The organism is Marinomonas sp. HM11-D (assembly GCF_057626615.1).
Genome location: NZ_JBMMKT010000001.1, coordinates 85,438 through 100,983 on the forward strand (window position 1 = coordinate 85,438; position 15,546 = coordinate 100,983).

Annotated in this window: 13 protein-coding genes; 8 read left to right on the plus strand and 5 right to left on the minus strand. The window is 50.1% G+C overall.

The features are described from left to right. Positions 1 to 25: 25 nt before the first annotated feature. The 4 genes from fecE to ACOSVP_RS00375 are packed head-to-tail and all read right to left on the minus strand — an operon-like array spanning position 26 to position 3,660. Positions 26 to 796 (minus strand): Fe(3+) dicitrate ABC transporter ATP-binding protein FecE, encoded by a 771-nt coding sequence (gene fecE / locus ACOSVP_RS00360; RefSeq protein ID WP_487345530.1) that lies wholly within the window; start codon positions 794 to 796, stop codon positions 26 to 28. Between the two features lie 2 nt (positions 797 to 798). After that, the gene (fecD, locus tag ACOSVP_RS00365) at positions 799 to 1,758 is read right to left on the minus strand and encodes a Fe(3+) dicitrate ABC transporter permease subunit FecD (RefSeq protein ID WP_487345531.1); all 960 of its coding nucleotides are present in this window, start codon (positions 1,756 to 1,758) and stop codon (positions 799 to 801) included. Continuing rightward, entirely contained in the window at positions 1,755 to 2,756 is a 1,002-nt protein-coding gene (locus ACOSVP_RS00370) for an iron chelate uptake ABC transporter family permease subunit (protein ID WP_487345532.1), read from the minus strand. The genes fecD and ACOSVP_RS00370 overlap by 4 nt, the downstream gene beginning before the upstream one ends. A gap of 7 nt (positions 2,757 to 2,763) precedes the next feature. Then, complete coding sequence (locus tag ACOSVP_RS00375; protein WP_487345533.1) at positions 2,764 to 3,660, minus strand: Fe(3+) dicitrate ABC transporter substrate-binding protein; 897 nt, start codon at positions 3,658 to 3,660, stop codon at positions 2,764 to 2,766. A 313-nt stretch (positions 3,661 to 3,973) separates the two neighbouring features. On the opposite strand from ACOSVP_RS00375, the gene ACOSVP_RS00380 reads away from it, so the two are divergent. Together ACOSVP_RS00380 and rep are read left to right on the plus strand one after the other, a co-directional pair. After that, the gene (locus ACOSVP_RS00380) at positions 3,974 to 4,879 is read left to right on the plus strand and encodes a bile acid:sodium symporter family protein (protein ID WP_487345534.1); all 906 of its coding nucleotides are present in this window, start codon (positions 3,974 to 3,976) and stop codon (positions 4,877 to 4,879) included. 138 nt (positions 4,880 to 5,017) lie between these two features. Further along, positions 5,018 to 7,066 carry a DNA helicase Rep gene (gene rep, locus ACOSVP_RS00385; protein ID WP_487345535.1) on the plus strand — a complete coding sequence of 683 codons (2,049 nt, stop codon included), beginning with the start codon at positions 5,018 to 5,020 and terminating at the stop codon, positions 7,064 to 7,066. A 75-nt stretch (positions 7,067 to 7,141) separates the two neighbouring features. Here rep and ACOSVP_RS00390 read toward each other — a convergent pair whose 3' ends face one another. After that, positions 7,142 to 7,591: a c-type cytochrome gene (locus ACOSVP_RS00390; protein WP_487345536.1), complete on the minus strand. Its 450-nt coding sequence runs from the start codon at positions 7,589 to 7,591 to the stop codon at positions 7,142 to 7,144. 636 nt (positions 7,592 to 8,227) lie between these two features. Between ACOSVP_RS00390 and ACOSVP_RS00395 the strand changes: the two genes are divergently transcribed. The 6 genes from ACOSVP_RS00395 to ACOSVP_RS00420 all read left to right on the plus strand — a co-directional run bounded on the left by ACOSVP_RS00395 (position 8,228) and on the right by ACOSVP_RS00420 (position 15,543). Then, the gene (locus tag ACOSVP_RS00395) at positions 8,228 to 9,826 is read left to right on the plus strand and encodes an ABC transporter substrate-binding protein (RefSeq protein WP_487345537.1); all 1,599 of its coding nucleotides are present in this window, start codon (positions 8,228 to 8,230) and stop codon (positions 9,824 to 9,826) included. A 132-nt stretch (positions 9,827 to 9,958) separates the two neighbouring features. After that, positions 9,959 to 10,969 carry an ABC transporter permease subunit gene (locus ACOSVP_RS00400; RefSeq protein WP_487345538.1) on the plus strand — a complete coding sequence of 337 codons (1,011 nt, stop codon included), beginning with the start codon at positions 9,959 to 9,961 and terminating at the stop codon, positions 10,967 to 10,969. A 9-nt stretch (positions 10,970 to 10,978) separates the two neighbouring features. Next, a complete protein-coding gene (gene dppC, locus ACOSVP_RS00405; RefSeq protein WP_487345539.1) occupies positions 10,979 to 11,869 on the plus strand; it encodes a dipeptide ABC transporter permease DppC in 891 nt (296 codons plus the stop codon). Between the two features lie 8 nt (positions 11,870 to 11,877). Continuing rightward, positions 11,878 to 12,846 carry a dipeptide ABC transporter ATP-binding protein gene (dppD, locus tag ACOSVP_RS00410; protein WP_487345540.1) on the plus strand — a complete coding sequence of 323 codons (969 nt, stop codon included), beginning with the start codon at positions 11,878 to 11,880 and terminating at the stop codon, positions 12,844 to 12,846. Next, positions 12,843 to 13,844, plus strand: a complete 1,002-nt coding sequence (locus ACOSVP_RS00415) for a peptide ABC transporter ATP-binding protein (protein ID WP_487345541.1) — start codon at positions 12,843 to 12,845, stop codon at positions 13,842 to 13,844. The genes dppD and ACOSVP_RS00415 overlap by 4 nt, the downstream gene beginning before the upstream one ends. Before the next feature lie 172 nt (positions 13,845 to 14,016). After that, a complete protein-coding gene (locus tag ACOSVP_RS00420; protein WP_487345542.1) occupies positions 14,017 to 15,543 on the plus strand; it encodes an ABC transporter substrate-binding protein in 1,527 nt (508 codons plus the stop codon). The last annotated feature ends 3 nt before the right edge of the window (positions 15,544 to 15,546 follow it).

Genomic DNA, 15,546 nt, shown 5'->3' on the forward strand with positions numbered 1-15,546 from the left:
AGTTGAAGTGAATAGCAGTGTCGGATCAATCTTCCACCACACACATGGGTGTGCCGGAGACGGGATCGCGGTGGATTTGGGCGTTTAGGGAAAACACCTGTTTGAGCATGGTTGAGGTCAACACCTCTTCGGGGGAGCCTTGGTATTTCAGTTCACCCGCTTTCATCACCACGAGGTGATCGCAGTAGCGTGCTGCTTGGTTGATGTCATGCAGTACGGTGATGATGGTTTTGCCTTGTTTATTTAGGCGTTGCAGTTGGTGCATCAATTCCACTTGGTGGTTGATGTCCATATAGGTGGTCGGCTCATCGAGCAATAAATAAGGCGTATCTTGGGCTAACACCATGGCCAGCCAAACACGTTGGCGCTGACCGCCAGACAGTTCACTGACTAATTGTTCACGCAGTTCATAGGTGCCGGTTTGCTGCATCATCTGCTCAACGATCTGATGATCTTGCTGGCTTAGCTTGCCCCAAAAACCGGTATAAGGGCTACGGCCATAGGCGACTAGATCTTTGACCTTAATCCCTTCTGGAATGGGCTGGGTTTGTGGCAACAGTGCCAGTTGTTTGGATAGCTGCTTAGATGGGTAATCGTGTAGGTTATGGCCCTGCCAACGGACTTCCCCAGACATGGCTGGTAAAATGCGCGCAAAGCATTTAAGTAACGTCGATTTACCACAGCCATTGGGGCCTAGTAAGGCAATAAAGCGACCGTCGGGCAGCGTTAAATCCATCTCTTTGACGATGGTGTGGCCATGGTAGCCAACACTGAGTTGGTGAGCGCTTAGGGACATGATTATTTCATCCTCAACAGTAGCCATAGGAAATACGGGGCGCCAATGATGGCAGTTAAAATACCGGCAGGCAGTTCAATGGGTGGATCAAGGGTACGGGCAGCCAAATCTGCAGCGAGCAACAAGCAAGCGCCGGTGAGCATGGTGGCTGGTAACAGGGCTTGATGACGTCCGCCAACCAGTTTGCGAGTCAGATGGGGCGCGACCAAACCGAGAAAGCCAATCGGGCCACAGATGGACACACAAGCGGCGGTGAGCGCGACGGCGATGGCTAAACTCAATAAACGCAGTCGCTGTGGCGAGATACCAAGGCTGGTGGCGCTGTCGTCGCCAAGATCCAGTAGGTTTAAATATTTACTTAGGCCTAGCGCTAGGGGGATTAATACAAACCAAGGCAACAGCGCCTGTAACTGAGGCCAGCCGCGGCCCCATAAACTGCCCGTCAGCCAAAGCAAAGCATTGTTGATTTCAAGTGGCTTGGTGAGCATCAAAAAGTCGATACAGCTGGCCCAAAAGGCCGCGAGAGCAACCCCGGTGATGGCCAGTTTAATGGCACTGCTACGAGCGCCGCATAAATACCATAACACCAAGGCTGCAAGAATACCGCCGGCCAAAGCGACTTCTGGTAGCCAGTCAGTGGAGGCGCCACTGAAATAGGTCATGTAAAACACCGCCGCCAGCCCAGCCCCATGGCTCACGCCCAAGACATCCGGGGAAGCCAGTGGATTTCGAATCACCCCTTGTACCAGCGCGCCGGATAAGGCAAGGCCCGCGCCCACTAAAATGGCGAGGAAAATGCGCGGTAAGCGGTACTCATACACAGTAAAGTGCTGCTCTGAGCCGACAAACAAGCCTTGCCAGACTTCTGATAAAGACAAAGACACTGCGCCAAACAGCAAATTAGCGAGGCTCAAGACAATCAGTAAAATGATGGCCAGAGGGAAAAAACGTTGCGCGTTCATAGGGTGCGTTTTCTCACCAAGTAAATAAAGAAAGGCGCGCCGAGCAGCGCAAGAATGGCCCCAGCAGGGGTTTCCATGGGGTAGGTCACAGCGCGACTTAAGGTATCGGCCAAGGTGACTAACGCTGCGCCAAGTAACATGGCCACGGGTAAAAAGATGCGAAAGTCTTGTCCCATCAGTAAGCGTGCCATATGCGGTACGATTAAGCCGACAAAGCCGATACTGCCCACAGCACTGATGGAAGCACCGACTAACACCAGCACCAAGACACTGCCGATCAGCTTACTGCGCAATAAATTGATACCAAGATTTCGGGCGTTGTCTTCACCCAATTGCAGCAGATTCAGCGAGGGTGCCAGCAATAGCGCGCCGAGCAATCCAATCACGGCCACGGGCCAGAAGCTTTGCCAAGTCTGCCAGCGGGCGTCGGCTAGACTGCCTGCCAACCAAGTCATCACCCCCGCGGCTTGATCCTCTTCCATAATAACCACGGCCTTGGTTAATGCAGCACATAGAGCCGAAATGGCCACGCCTGCGAGTACGAGACGACCATGTTCGTTACCGCCCATACGCCACGTGCTGCCTAATAACATCACCAATAGCCAAGCAAGACCGCCACCTAACATGGCGGCAATTGAAGTCGTCAGAGCACCATACAAAAACGGTAAGGTGGAAACTAATGCCATCCCCAATGCGGCCCCTGCGTTGACGCCTAACACTGAAGGCGCTGCTAGGGGGTTACGAGTGAGCCCTTGCATAATGGTGCCCGCTGCGGCAAGGCTGGCGCCGACTAATAGGGCGCTAAGCAAGCGCGGCAGGCGTAAATCCACCACAATGCGTTGAGCGATCACTTGGCTATCAAATGCTGTGATGGCATGCCATACATCTAACCCAGTGACGGGGACGACCGACCAAGCAAACAGATTCCACCAGCTAATCAGTACTAAGCCCAGAAACAACAATAGGACTAGGCTGATTGATCTAAAAATTGCAGACATATAAAGATTATGATTTGGCGAAAATGCGTACTAGATCAGAAGCCATATGCTCCGCTGCCATAATGCCACGGCAGCGTGACCACACATTAGGATCGACTTGGAAAATATGCTGATGACTGACGGCTTGCAGCAAACTCCACAAGGGCTCGTTTTGCCATTGCTCGACAATGCTTGGATGCACGTAGTTGCCCACGACAAAGTACTCAGGGTTAATGGCTAGCAATTGTTCCAAGCTGGTTTGACGGTAGGCGGAATCATCGCGGTCAGAATCCGGTGTTTGCATGCCGAGCGCTTGAATCACGCCACCAGCGTAAGAGTCGCCTGTATGCAGAAACAGCGCATCCGCGCGGGCTACGCCAAATTGTACTTTTGCTTTAGCAGGTAGCTTGGCCGCCATGTCGTTCATAAACTGCTGATGCTGCGCTAGACGTTGTGTCATTTGCGCTTCCTTGCCCACTACCTTACCAATGATCGCGGCCGCTTTTAGATTGTCTTGGTAGGTTTCACGACGGGAAGGCAGGATCAGTGTCGGCGCGATTTTCTGTAAATCCTCATAGACCGCTTCGTGGCGGGAAATATCGGCAATGATCAAATCAGGCTTAAGGGAAGCGATCACTTCAAGGCTTGGCTGAGAGCGCGTGCCCACCGATTGCCAATCGCCAATCACCTCTCGTACCGCCGGTAAGACACGGCTTTTATCTTTATCATCGGCGATGCCAATTGGGGCGACGCCAACTGAGGCGAGTGCGTCGGCAAAGGAAAACTCCAGCACTACAATACGCTTAGGTTCGTAGTCCAAAGAAAACGATCCCTTACTGTCTTGTACCGTAACGGCTTGTACTGAAGTGGTCAGCAGGGCCGCGCACACCATGAAACTGAGGCGCTTTAACGCAGATATAAGCATAGCGAGATAACTCTTATCATAAATATTTCATTTAATGATAATGTTTCTCAAAGGCATTTGAAAGCGAATGTTATTCTTATTCAACTTACAAATCTTGCATAAGTGGCTTCGATAAAGCGCTAATTCATCAAGTGCCTTATGGAATAAGAGGTTCAGTGCAGGGGTTATTAAGGATAAACGAGGGAAGACATAGCCAAAACAATGCTGGGCGAATGTAACAGTCTGTAAACTATCGCTCCCGCCCAGAGCTGTGGCCAACCTATTCAAGTTGGGAAGTCTGCGCGGTCAAATAATAACGATTGGGAGTCCCTTCATGATCATCCAGCTCTTCCCGCTGTGGGCACTGTTGTTGTCCGTTTTAGCGTATTTTCAGCCTTCTACGTTCATTGATCTAAAAGGCTATATCTTGCCTTTATTGATGACCATCATGCTGGCGATGGGCTTAACGCTGAGCCCACAAGACTTTAAAAAAGTCGGTAAAAACACCAAAGCTGTGGGTGTCGGCGTGTTGCTACAGTTTCTAGTGATGCCGATTACAGCATTGATCATTGCTACGCTGTTTGGCTTTGATAGCGAATTGACTGTCGGCATGTTGTTGGTCGGTAGTGTAGCCGGTGGTACCTCGTCTAATGTCATGTGTTACCTTGCGAAAGGCGATACTGCACTGTCGATTTCTATGACAGCGATTTCTACCTTGCTAGGAGTGGTATTAACACCACTATTGGTGTCATGGATGATTGGTACCTCGGTGGACGTTCCAGTGAGCTCTATGCTGATGAGCTTGGTGAAAATCGTGCTGGTGCCAGTGGCGATTGGTGTGGTGCTAAATACAGTCGCCCATGGCTTTACCCGTAAATTGGAGCCACTACTACCGTACGTATCTATGTTCGCCATTGTTCTGATCATTGCCATTGTGGTGGCCTTGAGTGCTGATAAGATCGCCTCGGTTGGCCTAATGGTGGCTGCTGCGGTGGTATTGCATAACGGTATCGGTTTGACGCTAGGTTACTGGGTAACGGCCATGCTTGGCTTTGATAAAAAAATCTGTCGCACTATCGCGTTTGAAGTGGGCTTGCAGAACTCTGGTCTAGCATCCGCGTTGGCGATTAAATTCTTTACCCCAGCGGCGGCCTTGCCAGGTTCGATCTTCAGTGTCTGGCACAATATTTCTGGCTCGCTATTGGCGAGTTTCTGGAGCAAAAAACCAGTTAAAGACTGATGGCTTTCAGCTTTTAAAGCCTCAAGAGGGTCGCTATCGCGGCCCTTTTTTGTGCTTTTATTCGCCAGATTAGCGATCAACATGGATCGTGAACTGGTGTAGAATACGCCTCTATTTTTGAACTACCGGTGGCACACAATGAGTCAGTCTTTACCTTCTATTTCCCAGCGAATGCGCACTCTAAACGAGCGTCAGCTTGAGGCGGTGAAGCAAATTGATGGGCCGCTCTTGGTGTTGGCCGGTGCGGGCTCCGGTAAAACCAGTGTAATCACCACCAAGATCGCCTACCTGATTCAAACCTGTGGTTTTAAAGCCTCGAGCATCGTTGCGGTGACCTTTACCAACAAGGCGGCGCGCGAGATGAAAGAGCGTGTGGTCGGCATGCTAAGCAAGGAAGAAAGCCGTGGTCTTAGCATTTCGACCTTTCACACGTTAGGCTTAAACATCTTACGTAAAGAGTATCGCAAAGCGGGCCTAAAAGAAGGTTTCACTTTGTTTGATGCCCAAGATGGTCTGGCACTGGTCAAAGAAATCCTCGACAAAGAATTTAACGGTCAAATGGACGCGGCGGGCTTTTGTCAGCACACCATTTCCAACTGGAAAAACGACCTGATTCCACCGCAAGAGGCGCTCACGCAAGCGGACACAGAAGAGCTACAATTGGCGGCCCAAGTCTACGGTCAGTATCAACGTTATATCCGTGCCTACAATGCGGTGGATTTTGACGATCTGATTTTGTTGCCAGTAAGCCTCTTGATCTCGGATCAGACCTTGCGTGAAAAGTGGCAAAACAAGGTGCGCTATTTATTGGTGGATGAGTGTCAGGACACCAACGCCAGCCAATACGAGCTGATTCGTTTGCTGGCAGGCTTTCGCCGCTGCTTCACTCTAGTAGGAGACGATGACCAGTCGATCTATGCTTGGCGTGGCGCGCGCCCAGAAAACTTGGAACGTTTGTCGGTCGATTATCCGAACTTAAAATTGGTGAAGCTGGAGCAAAACTACCGCTCCACGCGCACCATTTTGAAAGCCGCCAATACCCTGATTGCCAATAACCCGCACGTGTACGATAAAGCCTTGTGGTCGGATTTAGGTGTCGGTGATCCGATCCGTGTGATGGTGACCCGTAATGAAGACGCGGAATCTGAGCGGGTGGCAGCGGAGATTCAAGCACGTCATCTGCGCCATAATATTCCTTATAAAGATTTTGCCATCTTGTATCGTGGTAACCACCAAGCACGTCTATTGGAAATCAAGCTACAGGCCTATCGCATTCCCTATAAGATGAACGGCGGTTCTTCGTTTTTCTCACGAGCGGAAATAAAAGACTTAATGGGCTATTTGCGCCTATTGGTGAACCCTGCGGATGATAATGCTTTTCTACGCGTGATTAACTTGCCGCGTCGTGAGATTGGCCCAGCGACACTGGAAAAAGTCGGTAACCTCGCTAACCACTTACATGTGAGTTTGTTCGAAGCCGCGGGCGATAAAGCCTTGGATGAAACTGTCTCCGGCAAGCCGTTACAGCGTCTACGCGAGTTTGAGTCTTGGATTCAAAACCTGCGTCAGCGTTTGCAAAAAGGCTCACCGATTCCTGTGATCGAACAAATGATCCACGATATGGATTACTTTGGTTGGTTACAGGAGCAAGCCAGCTCGCCTAAGGCTGCTGAGCGCCGAATTGAAAACGTGCGTTTCTTGATTGACTCGATCCAGCGCATGATGGAAAGCGCTTGGGAAGAAGACGCCGATGCGGGCCTTGATCATGCGATCTCTAAACTTTTACTGATTGACATGCTGGAGCGCCAAGAGGAAGAAGAGGACGAGGACAAAGTTCAGCTGCTAACGCTGCATGCCTCTAAGGGTCTGGAGTATCCTCACGTCTTCCTAATCGGTTGTGAAGAAGAACTACTGCCACATCGTAACAGCATTGAAAACGATGACATCGAAGAAGAGCGTCGTTTGGCTTATGTGGGCATTACCCGCGCTAAGCGAACCTTGTGTATTACCATGGCGGCAAAGCGTCGTCAGTTTGGTGAAGAGATTGATTGCTTGCCAAGTCGCTTTATCGACGAGCTGCCAGAAGAGGATTTGGTGTGGGAAGGGCGTGGTGATGAGAGCGATGCGCAGAAGAAAGAACGTGGTAAAGCCTCGTTATCCGCTCTAAAAGCCATGCTCAATTCTTAACTCGAGTTTTTCTCTGAAAACAAAAATGGAGACCTAGGTCTCCATTTTTTATGTCTTGCTTTTTGATTCATCGAATTACTTGCTGTTCTCAGTCATGTATTCGATCGCGCCTTTAATTTCATCATCGCTACAAGTTGCACAAGTACCACGTGGTGGCATGGCATTGATACCGTTAATGGCGTTGCTCATCAGAGTATCGAAACCTTTCGCAACGCGTGGTGCCCAATCGCCTGCGTTACCGAATTTTGGTGCGCCAGCGACGCCAATAGAGTGACAAGCCGTACAGAATTGGTTGTACACCGCTTCACCAGAACGTGGGCCGTCATTGGCTGCTACCGCTGCCGCAGAAGACACTTCACATTCCTGCCCTGCGATACATACCTTACCAACCGGAGCGATACGAGCAGCGATGTCTTCCGGGCTTTGTCCGATAGCGCTAACCGATGAACTCATTACTGCAGCAAAACCTGCAATGCTGATTAGAGTAAACAGTTTGCGATGAATAGATTTGATCAGCGAGCTCACTATGTTTTTCCTCGATCCAAAGTTAGGCCAGTTAAATATTTGATTGGCGGGAGTATACCCAGAGCAGAATGCCCTCGAAACCAAATTAGCATGAAATTTGGACAAACACCGCTCTATGTCAAAAAAATTGATCTTCGCCATGATTTATCTAGCCTGTATTTACTCATCTAATGGCTTATCTAAAAAGTAAATGAAGACCCGCCTTACTCGCTTAAAAGCCGCTGCCAACAAAACCTTGAGAGCGTCATTTAGAAAATAAAATGCCGTGATTTTAGTGGTTTGTATTTTCTAACTTTATGAAAAATTTAGCTTTTTTATTTTATGTAAATTCTTAATACGGCATACGTATAGGGCATATCGTTATTTCGATTGGTCAATTAAACACCGTTCAGTACTCTTCAAATACGCTGTTTTTGCGCACTTTTTACCAAGTTCGCAAAAACGTGTAGGGGGCCTCAAGGAAGGGGAAGGGCCGCCCCGTTCGAAAAGAGCGTTTGAACGGGGCCGCTTTTAAACCGCATTGGCAGTCCTCCACAGACCAGCATCACAAAAGAACAGCACTCCTTAGGTGACCAGAAACAGCTAAGGGGGCGAGCTCGAAAGAGCGACAATAATTATGCGAAATGGAGAGTTAAGATGAAAAAACGGTTAGCCGCTTTACCTCTTGCGTTGATGGCTGCGGGTGCGATTTCCACCTCTGCTCACGCTGCTTCAACATTGGTTTACTGCTCAGAAGGCAGTCCAGAGGGCTTTAACCCAGCGTTCTACACATCCGGTACCACGTTTGATGCCAGTTCGAAAAACATGTTCAACCGTCTGCTTGAGTTCAAGCTTGGCACCACCGAAACCGAGCCAGGCTTAGCGGAAAGCTACGACGTGTCGGCGGATGGTCTTGAATACACTTTCCATTTACGCACAGGCGTTAAATTCCACAGCACCAAGGACTTCAAACCAAGCCGCAACTTTAATGCGGACGATGTGATCTTTACCTTTGCACGCCAGTGGGACAAGGAACACCCTTACCACAGCGTATCGGGCGGCTCTTACGAGTACTTCAACGGTATGGGTATGCAGGACCTGATCAAAGATATCGTCAAAGTAGACGATTACACGGTGAAGTTTGTATTGAACCAGCCGGAAGCCCCATTTGTCGCCAACTTGGCGATGGACTTTGCTTCGATCTTTTCGGCTGAACAAGCGGATGACCTAATGAAGAAAGGCACGCCAGAGCAGCTGGATATTAATCCGGTGGGCACGGGGCCATTCCAAAAAGTTCAGTACCAAAAAGACTCTTTGATCCGCTACACAGCGTTTGAAGATTACTGGAAAGGTAAAGCGAGCATCGACCGCCTAGTGTTCTCGATCACGCCGGATGCGTCAGTGCGTTACGCCAAGCTAAAAGCGGGCGAATGTCATGTGATGCCATACCCGAACCCTGCTGACCTAGAGCAAATGCAAGCGGATACCGATATCAACTTGATGAGCCAAGAAGGTTTAAACGTCGGTTATTTGGCGTTTAACACGCAAAAAGCCCCGTTTACCGATACCAAGGTACGTCAGGCGCTAAGCTACGCCACCAACAAAAACGCCATCATTGATGCGGTGTTCCAAGGCGCTGGTAAAGTGGCGAAGAACCCCATTCCACCGACCATGTGGTCTTACAACAATGATGTGAAGGATTACTCCTACGACCCAGTCAAAGCCAAAGCACTGCTAAAAGAAGCGGGCTACGAAAACGGCTTTAAAACCAATATCTGGGCTATGCCAGTACAGCGTCCTTACAACCCCAATGCCCGTCGTATGGCGGAAATCATCCAAGAAGACTGGAAGAAAGTCGGTGTGGACGCCGAGATCGTGTCTTACGAATGGGGTGAGTACCTAAACCGCTCTAAGAAAGGTGAGCACGATACCGTCTTGCTAGGTTGGACCGGTGATAACGGCGACCCAGATAACTTCATGTACGTGCTGCTGGGCTGTGACGGTGTCGGCGGTTCAAACCGTGCGCACTGGTGTAACGAAGAGTTCGATGGCCTGCTAAAAGCCGCGAAACAAACCTCAGATAAAGCCGAACGTACCAAGCTGTACGAAGAAGCTCAACAAGTGTTCAAGCGCGAAGCGCCTTGGGTGACAGTGGCTCACTCGGTGGTGTACGAGCCTATTCGTCAGGAAGTGAAAGGTTACAAAATTGACCCGCTTGGCGGTCACTACTTCTACAACGTAAGTCTAGAGAAGTAGGTCTAAGCGCTTTGCTTATCTTCGAGTAAGGCGCTGCTGTCAGAGCTTGGTAAACGTGGAAGTGAACCAAGCTCTGCTGATCGGGCAGGCTCACAAGGCCTGTTTCGTTCAACCCAATAAGAGAGCCAGTCCATGTTCCAGTTTATTTTTCGACGTTTAAGTCTCGTGATTCCGACCTTTATCGGGATTACTCTGCTGACGTTTACTCTGATTCGTTTGATCCCAGGTGACCCGATTGAGGTCATGGCTGGTGAGCGCGGTGTCAGTGCTGAACGCCATGCTGAACTCAGCGCACAATTAGGCTTTGATCAGCCGCTGTATGTGCAATATTTCCATTACGTCACAGGTGTTTTGCAAGGCGATCTAGGCAATTCCTTGGTCACCAAAGAGCCTGTGCTCAGTGAATTTCTTACCCTGTTTCCTGCGACCATTGAGCTGGCCTTTTGTGCCGCCATCTTCGCTATTTTTGTGGGACTTCCCGCCGGTATGATCGCCGCTGTGAAGCGCGGCACCTTATTTGATCACTCAGTGATGACCTTTTCCTTAACCGGCTACTCCATGCCGATCTTCTGGTGGGCATTGCTATTGATGCTGATTTTCTCGGTGACCCTTGGTTGGACGCCCGTATCGGGGCGTATCGACGTAGTGTATTGGATCGATAACGTCACCGGTTTTATGTTGATTGATGCCATCCTGTCTGGTGAAGAAGGGGCCTTTTCTTCCGCCGTCGCGCATCTGATTTTGCCGAGTATCGTACTGGGTACTATCCCGATGGCGGTAATCGCTCGTATGACGCGCTCGTCAATGCTCGAAGTGTTAAGCGAAGACTATATCCGTACCGCCCGTGCCAAAGGCATTGCCCCATGGCGTGTGATCATCATTCACGCGCTGCGTAATGCACTGATTCCGGTGATTACCGTGATTGGTTTGCAGGTCGGCATTTTGTTGTCCGGTGCGATCCTAACCGAAACTGTGTTCGCTTGGCCGGGCATTGGTAAGTGGTTGATTGAATCCATCAGTCGCCGCGATTATCCGGTGGTGCAGGGCGGTATCTTGATCGTTGCCAGCATCATCATTGTCGTGAACCTCATGGTTGATATTGCCTACGGCATTGTCAATCCACGTATTCGACACAGCCGTTAAGGAGGCGCTATGACAACTGCAACTTTACAAGCGCCAGCGCCACGTACACCGTTACAAGAGTTCTGGCATTACTTTAAAGGCAACAAGGGCGCGGTGAGCGGTTTGGTGTTTATCATCGTGATCTGCTTTATGGCCTTGTTTGCTGACTTTGTCGCACCGCATTCGCCATCGGATCAAGCCCGTGATGCCTTGCTATTACCACCCGCTTGGATGGATGGCGGTAGCTGGGCCTATGTCTTGGGCACTGACGATGTAGGTCGTGACATCTTATCGCGCATTATCCATGGCGCCCGTTTGTCCCTGTCCGTTGGCTTAGTCGCTGTGACTGCGTCCTTGTTTATGGGCATCTTGCTTGGCTTGGTGGCGGGGTACTGCAAAGGCGTGGTGGATACCATCATTATGCGTATCGTCGACATCATGCTGGCCATGCCGAGTCTATTGTTGGCGATTGCTATCGTGGCGGTATTAGGCCCGAGCATTGTTAACGCGGCCTTGGCGATTTCGATTGTCTCCTTACCACATTATGTGCGTTTGACCCGAGCGGCGACCATGGCGGAAATGTCCCGTGATTATGTGACCTCATCGCGAGTGATTGGTGCGAGCCCGCTGCGTCTGATGTTTATCTGCATCCTACCGAACTGTGTCGCACCTCTGATCGTGCAAGCCACGCTTGGCTTCTCGAGTGCTATTTTAGATATGGCGGCACTGGGCTTCCTAGGTCTAGGAGCACAACCCCCAACCCCAGAATGGGGCAGCATGTTGGCGGACGCCTTGCAGTTCGTACAGCGCGCTTGGTGGGTGGTGACCTTCCCAGGTCTGATGATCTTGTTGACCGTATTGGCGTTTAACCTAATGGGTGACGGCCTGCGCGATGCCTTAGATCCTAAGTTGAAGCAGTAGGAGCGCATATGTCATTACTTAAGTTAGAAAATTTATCCGTTACCTTCGGTAATTTCTGCGCCGTGGATCAGATCAGCTACAGCGTCAACGAAGGGGAAGTGTTGGGCATTGTGGGTGAATCCGGTTCAGGTAAAAGTGTTAGCTCACTGTCGTTGATGGGCTTGATTGATTACCCGGGTAAAGTCAGTGCTGATCAGCTGACCTTTATGGAGCAAGACTTGCTGTCCATGCCAGAAGCTCAGCGTCGTAAGATCACTGGCTCTGATATTGCCATGATCTTCCAAGACCCGATGACCAGTTTGAATCCGTGTTTTACCGTCGGCTATCAGATCATTGAAGCACTGAAAACCCACCAAGGTGGCACTAAGAAAGAGCTGAAAAATCGTGCCATTGAGCTATTAACGCTGGTGGGAATTCCCGCACCGGAAACGCGTTTAAGCGCATATCCACATCAGCTCTCCGGTGGTATGAGTCAGCGGGTGATGATTGCCATCGCCATTGCCTGTAATCCAAAGCTGTTAATTGCCGACGAGCCAACCACGGCGCTGGACGTCACCATTCAGGCACAGATCATTGATCTATTGATCGACCTGCAAAAGCAGAAGCAAATGGGTTTGGTGTTGATCACCCACGATTTGGCGCTGGTGGCCGAAGTGGCCCATCGGGTGATTGTGATGTACGCCGGTCAAATCGTTGAAAGTGGTCCTGCGAGCGAAGTGTTCAGCACGCCAAAGCACCCGTACACGCAGGCATTGCTGGCCTCTTTGCCAGAGTCTGCGGCCGGTAAAGCGCGCTTAGATGCACTGCCTGGTGTGGTGCCAGGACAATACGATCGACCCAAAGGCTGTTTGCTCAGCCCACGTTGTTCGTACGCTACCGATCATTGTCGTAATGTGGAGCCTGCCAGCCAAGGCTCGTTAGAGCGCCAAGTGAAATGCCATACACCACTGAATATTCAGGGGAGACCTGCCGCATGAGCCAAGAACTAGTATTAAACGCCCATAACCTGAAGCAACACTACCAAGTGAAGCAGGGTTTCTTAAAGCCTGATGCGACAGTGAAAGCCGTGGATGGTGTGAGTTTTACCCTTGAGAAAGGCAAAACCCTAGCGGTGGTGGGGGAGTCTGGCTGTGGTAAATCGACCTTGGGTCGCATGCTAACCATGATCGAAACGCCGACCGATGGTCAGTTGAATTTTCGTGGTGAAGATTTGCTCGCGCTTTCTAAGGAGCAACAAAAAGAGCTGCGTCAGAGCATTCAGATTATTTTCCAAAACCCTTACGGCTCTTTAAACCCGCGTAAGAAAATTGGTGCAATTTTAGAAGAACCCTTGGTGATTAATACCAAGCTGAGTAAAGCCGAGCGTAAAGCGAAGGCCATGGAAATGATGGCCAAAGTAGGTCTAAAACCAGAGCACTATGATCGCTACCCGCATATGTTCTCGGGTGGTCAGCGTCAGCGTATCGCCATTGCTCGAGGTTTGATGCTAGACCCTGAAGTGATCGTTGCCGATGAACCCGTGTCGGCTTTGGACGTATCGGTACAGGCGCAGGTGTTGAACCTGATGATGGATCTGCAGCAAGAGTTTGGCCTGAGTTATGTGTTTATTTCCCATGATTTGTCTGTGGTAGAGCATATCGCCGATGAAGTGATGGTGATGTATCTCGGTAAAGTGGTCGAGCATGGCACTTGTGAGGAAGTCTTTACTCACCCCAAACATCCTTACACTCAAGCGCTTTTATCGAGTACACCACAGCTATCGAGTGAGAAACGTCGTCAGCGTATTAAGCTAAAAGGGGAGTTGCCATCACCATTAAATCCGCCAAGTGGCTGCGCTTTCCATGGTCGTTGTCAGTACGCCAATGATCGTTGTCGCAGTGAAGCGCCGGCGTTACGTAGTACTGATCAGGGTCATTTGATTGCCTGCCATGCCGTGGAAGAAAGCCGTTTAGAAAGTCTGGCGGGGGCGGCATGAGCCGTTGAGATCAAGCGTAGGCTGCTTCGCTGGATTCTTTGCTAGTCGAAGCGTTGACGCTTTTCTATACTGTTTTAAATGACCAGGTGGTCAAATTATAACGCTTATAAAAAAGTGCACTTGCAAGCCTCTCATTCGTAGAGGCTTTTGTGCTCTGACAAAAGGAACTTCAATGTTACGTCGTCTGCTTCTGCTTTGGTGGATAAGTTGTTTGGCGAGTGTTGTCTATGGGGCGCAATTGCGTATTGCAGTCGATGCCGATCCGATTTCATTAGACCCCCATGAACAGCTGTCTGAGGCGGGGATTCAGTATTCCCATGCAGTGTTTGATCCCTTGGTGCGCTGGCGTCAAGACGGTTCGTTTGAACCGCGTTTAGCGACCGCTTGGCAAATGCTGGATGAGAACACCCTACGACTAAGGTTACGCCAAGAGGTGCATTTTCACTCCGGCAACCGGATGACGGCAGACGATGTGTTATTCACAATCGAGCGCTTAAAAAACTCCATCGACTTCAAAGGATTGTTTAGTATTGTGCAAAATGTGGACAAGATCGACGATTATACCCTCGATATCCACACTTCTGGCACTTATCCTCTGCTACTGAACAGTTTGGCCTATGTGTTCGTGGTGGATAAAACCTTTTACGAAGGTCGTGCCGAGATCATCAAATTTGGCCAAACCTTTGCCTCTAAAAATGTGTCGGGCTCGGGGCCCTTTCGCGTTAAAGAGCGTACCGCCGGTCAAAAGCTAGTGCTGGAGCGAAATCCTGAGTATTGGGACACAGGCTCGGCGGGTAACTTACAAACGTTAGAACTTATTACCATTCGCTCGGACTCCACCCGTTTAGCGGCCTTGCTCACTGGTGATGTGGATGTGATTTCGCCGGTGGCAGCGATTGATATTGCGCGAGTGCAACGCACGCCTGAAATTAAGCTACTGGCGTTGACGGGCACTCGCATTGTGATGCTGCAGTTAAACCAATCTCGTCGAGTGGAGTTGCAAGACGTGCGAGTACGCCAAGCTATGAATCTGGCGATTAACCAAGCACTGATGGTAGAGAAAATCTTACGCGGCTACGGCGAAGCGGCGGGACAGCTGAGTGCCGATGCCTTTGCCGGTCATATTGCCACACTCCAGCCTAAATACGATTTAGAAAAGGCTAAGCAACTGATGGCGGAAGCGGGTTATGAGCAGGGCTTTCGGATTTCCATGATGGCGCCCAATAACCGCTATATGAGTGATGAACGGGTGGCGCAAGCGGCGGCGGCCATGCTAGAGAAAATTAATATCCAAGTGGACTTAAAAACCTTCCCTAAAGCCCAGTACTTCCAACTGTTTGATCAGCGTGCGGCGGATGTGATGATGCTTGGCTGGCAGTCGGATACTTTTGATTCAAATAACATTTTTGAGTTTATCTTAGCTTGTCGCGATCAGCACACGGGACTCGGTGCCTACAACGCAGGGGGCTTTTGCGATGGCCTGATTGATCAAGGGGTGAAGCTTGCCAACCATGAGATGCAACCAGAGCAACGGGAGCGCATCTTACAAGGTATTGAAGCTCATGTGGCTGAGCAGGCGTTGCTAATTCCCTTGTATTGGCAACCGATTATTTGGGCGGCGAAAGCGCATGTGGATTTAGAGGGCGTGGTAAACTTTTTGAATTTCCCTTACTGGGGCGATCTAGAGGTGAGTGAATAGGGC

Bases quoted from the DNA above. Each gene is read 5' to 3' on its own strand.
- ACOSVP_RS00375 (WP_487345533.1), bottom strand. From the start codon at position 3,660: ATGCTTATATCTGCGTTAAAGCGCCTCAGTTTCATGGTGTGCGCGGCC.
- ACOSVP_RS00415 (WP_487345541.1), top strand. From the start codon at position 12,843: ATGAGCCAAGAACTAGTATTAAACGCCCATAACCTGAAGCAACACTAC.
- ACOSVP_RS00380 (WP_487345534.1), top strand. From the start codon at position 3,974: ATGATCATCCAGCTCTTCCCGCTGTGGGCACTGTTGTTGTCCGTTTTA.
- ACOSVP_RS00400 (WP_487345538.1), top strand. From the start codon at position 9,959: ATGTTCCAGTTTATTTTTCGACGTTTAAGTCTCGTGATTCCGACCTTT.
- dppC (WP_487345539.1), top strand. From the start codon at position 10,979: ATGACAACTGCAACTTTACAAGCGCCAGCGCCACGTACACCGTTACAA.
- fecD (WP_487345531.1), bottom strand. From the start codon at position 1,758: ATGAACGCGCAACGTTTTTTCCCTCTGGCCATCATTTTACTGATTGTC.
- rep (WP_487345535.1), top strand. From the start codon at position 5,018: ATGAGTCAGTCTTTACCTTCTATTTCCCAGCGAATGCGCACTCTAAAC.
- ACOSVP_RS00370 (WP_487345532.1), bottom strand. From the start codon at position 2,756: ATGTCTGCAATTTTTAGATCAATCAGCCTAGTCCTATTGTTGTTTCTG.
- fecE (WP_487345530.1), bottom strand. From the start codon at position 796: ATGTCCCTAAGCGCTCACCAACTCAGTGTTGGCTACCATGGCCACACC.
- ACOSVP_RS00420 (WP_487345542.1), top strand. From the start codon at position 14,017: ATGTTACGTCGTCTGCTTCTGCTTTGGTGGATAAGTTGTTTGGCGAGT.
- ACOSVP_RS00395 (WP_487345537.1), top strand. From the start codon at position 8,228: ATGAAAAAACGGTTAGCCGCTTTACCTCTTGCGTTGATGGCTGCGGGT.
- dppD (WP_487345540.1), top strand. From the start codon at position 11,878: ATGTCATTACTTAAGTTAGAAAATTTATCCGTTACCTTCGGTAATTTC.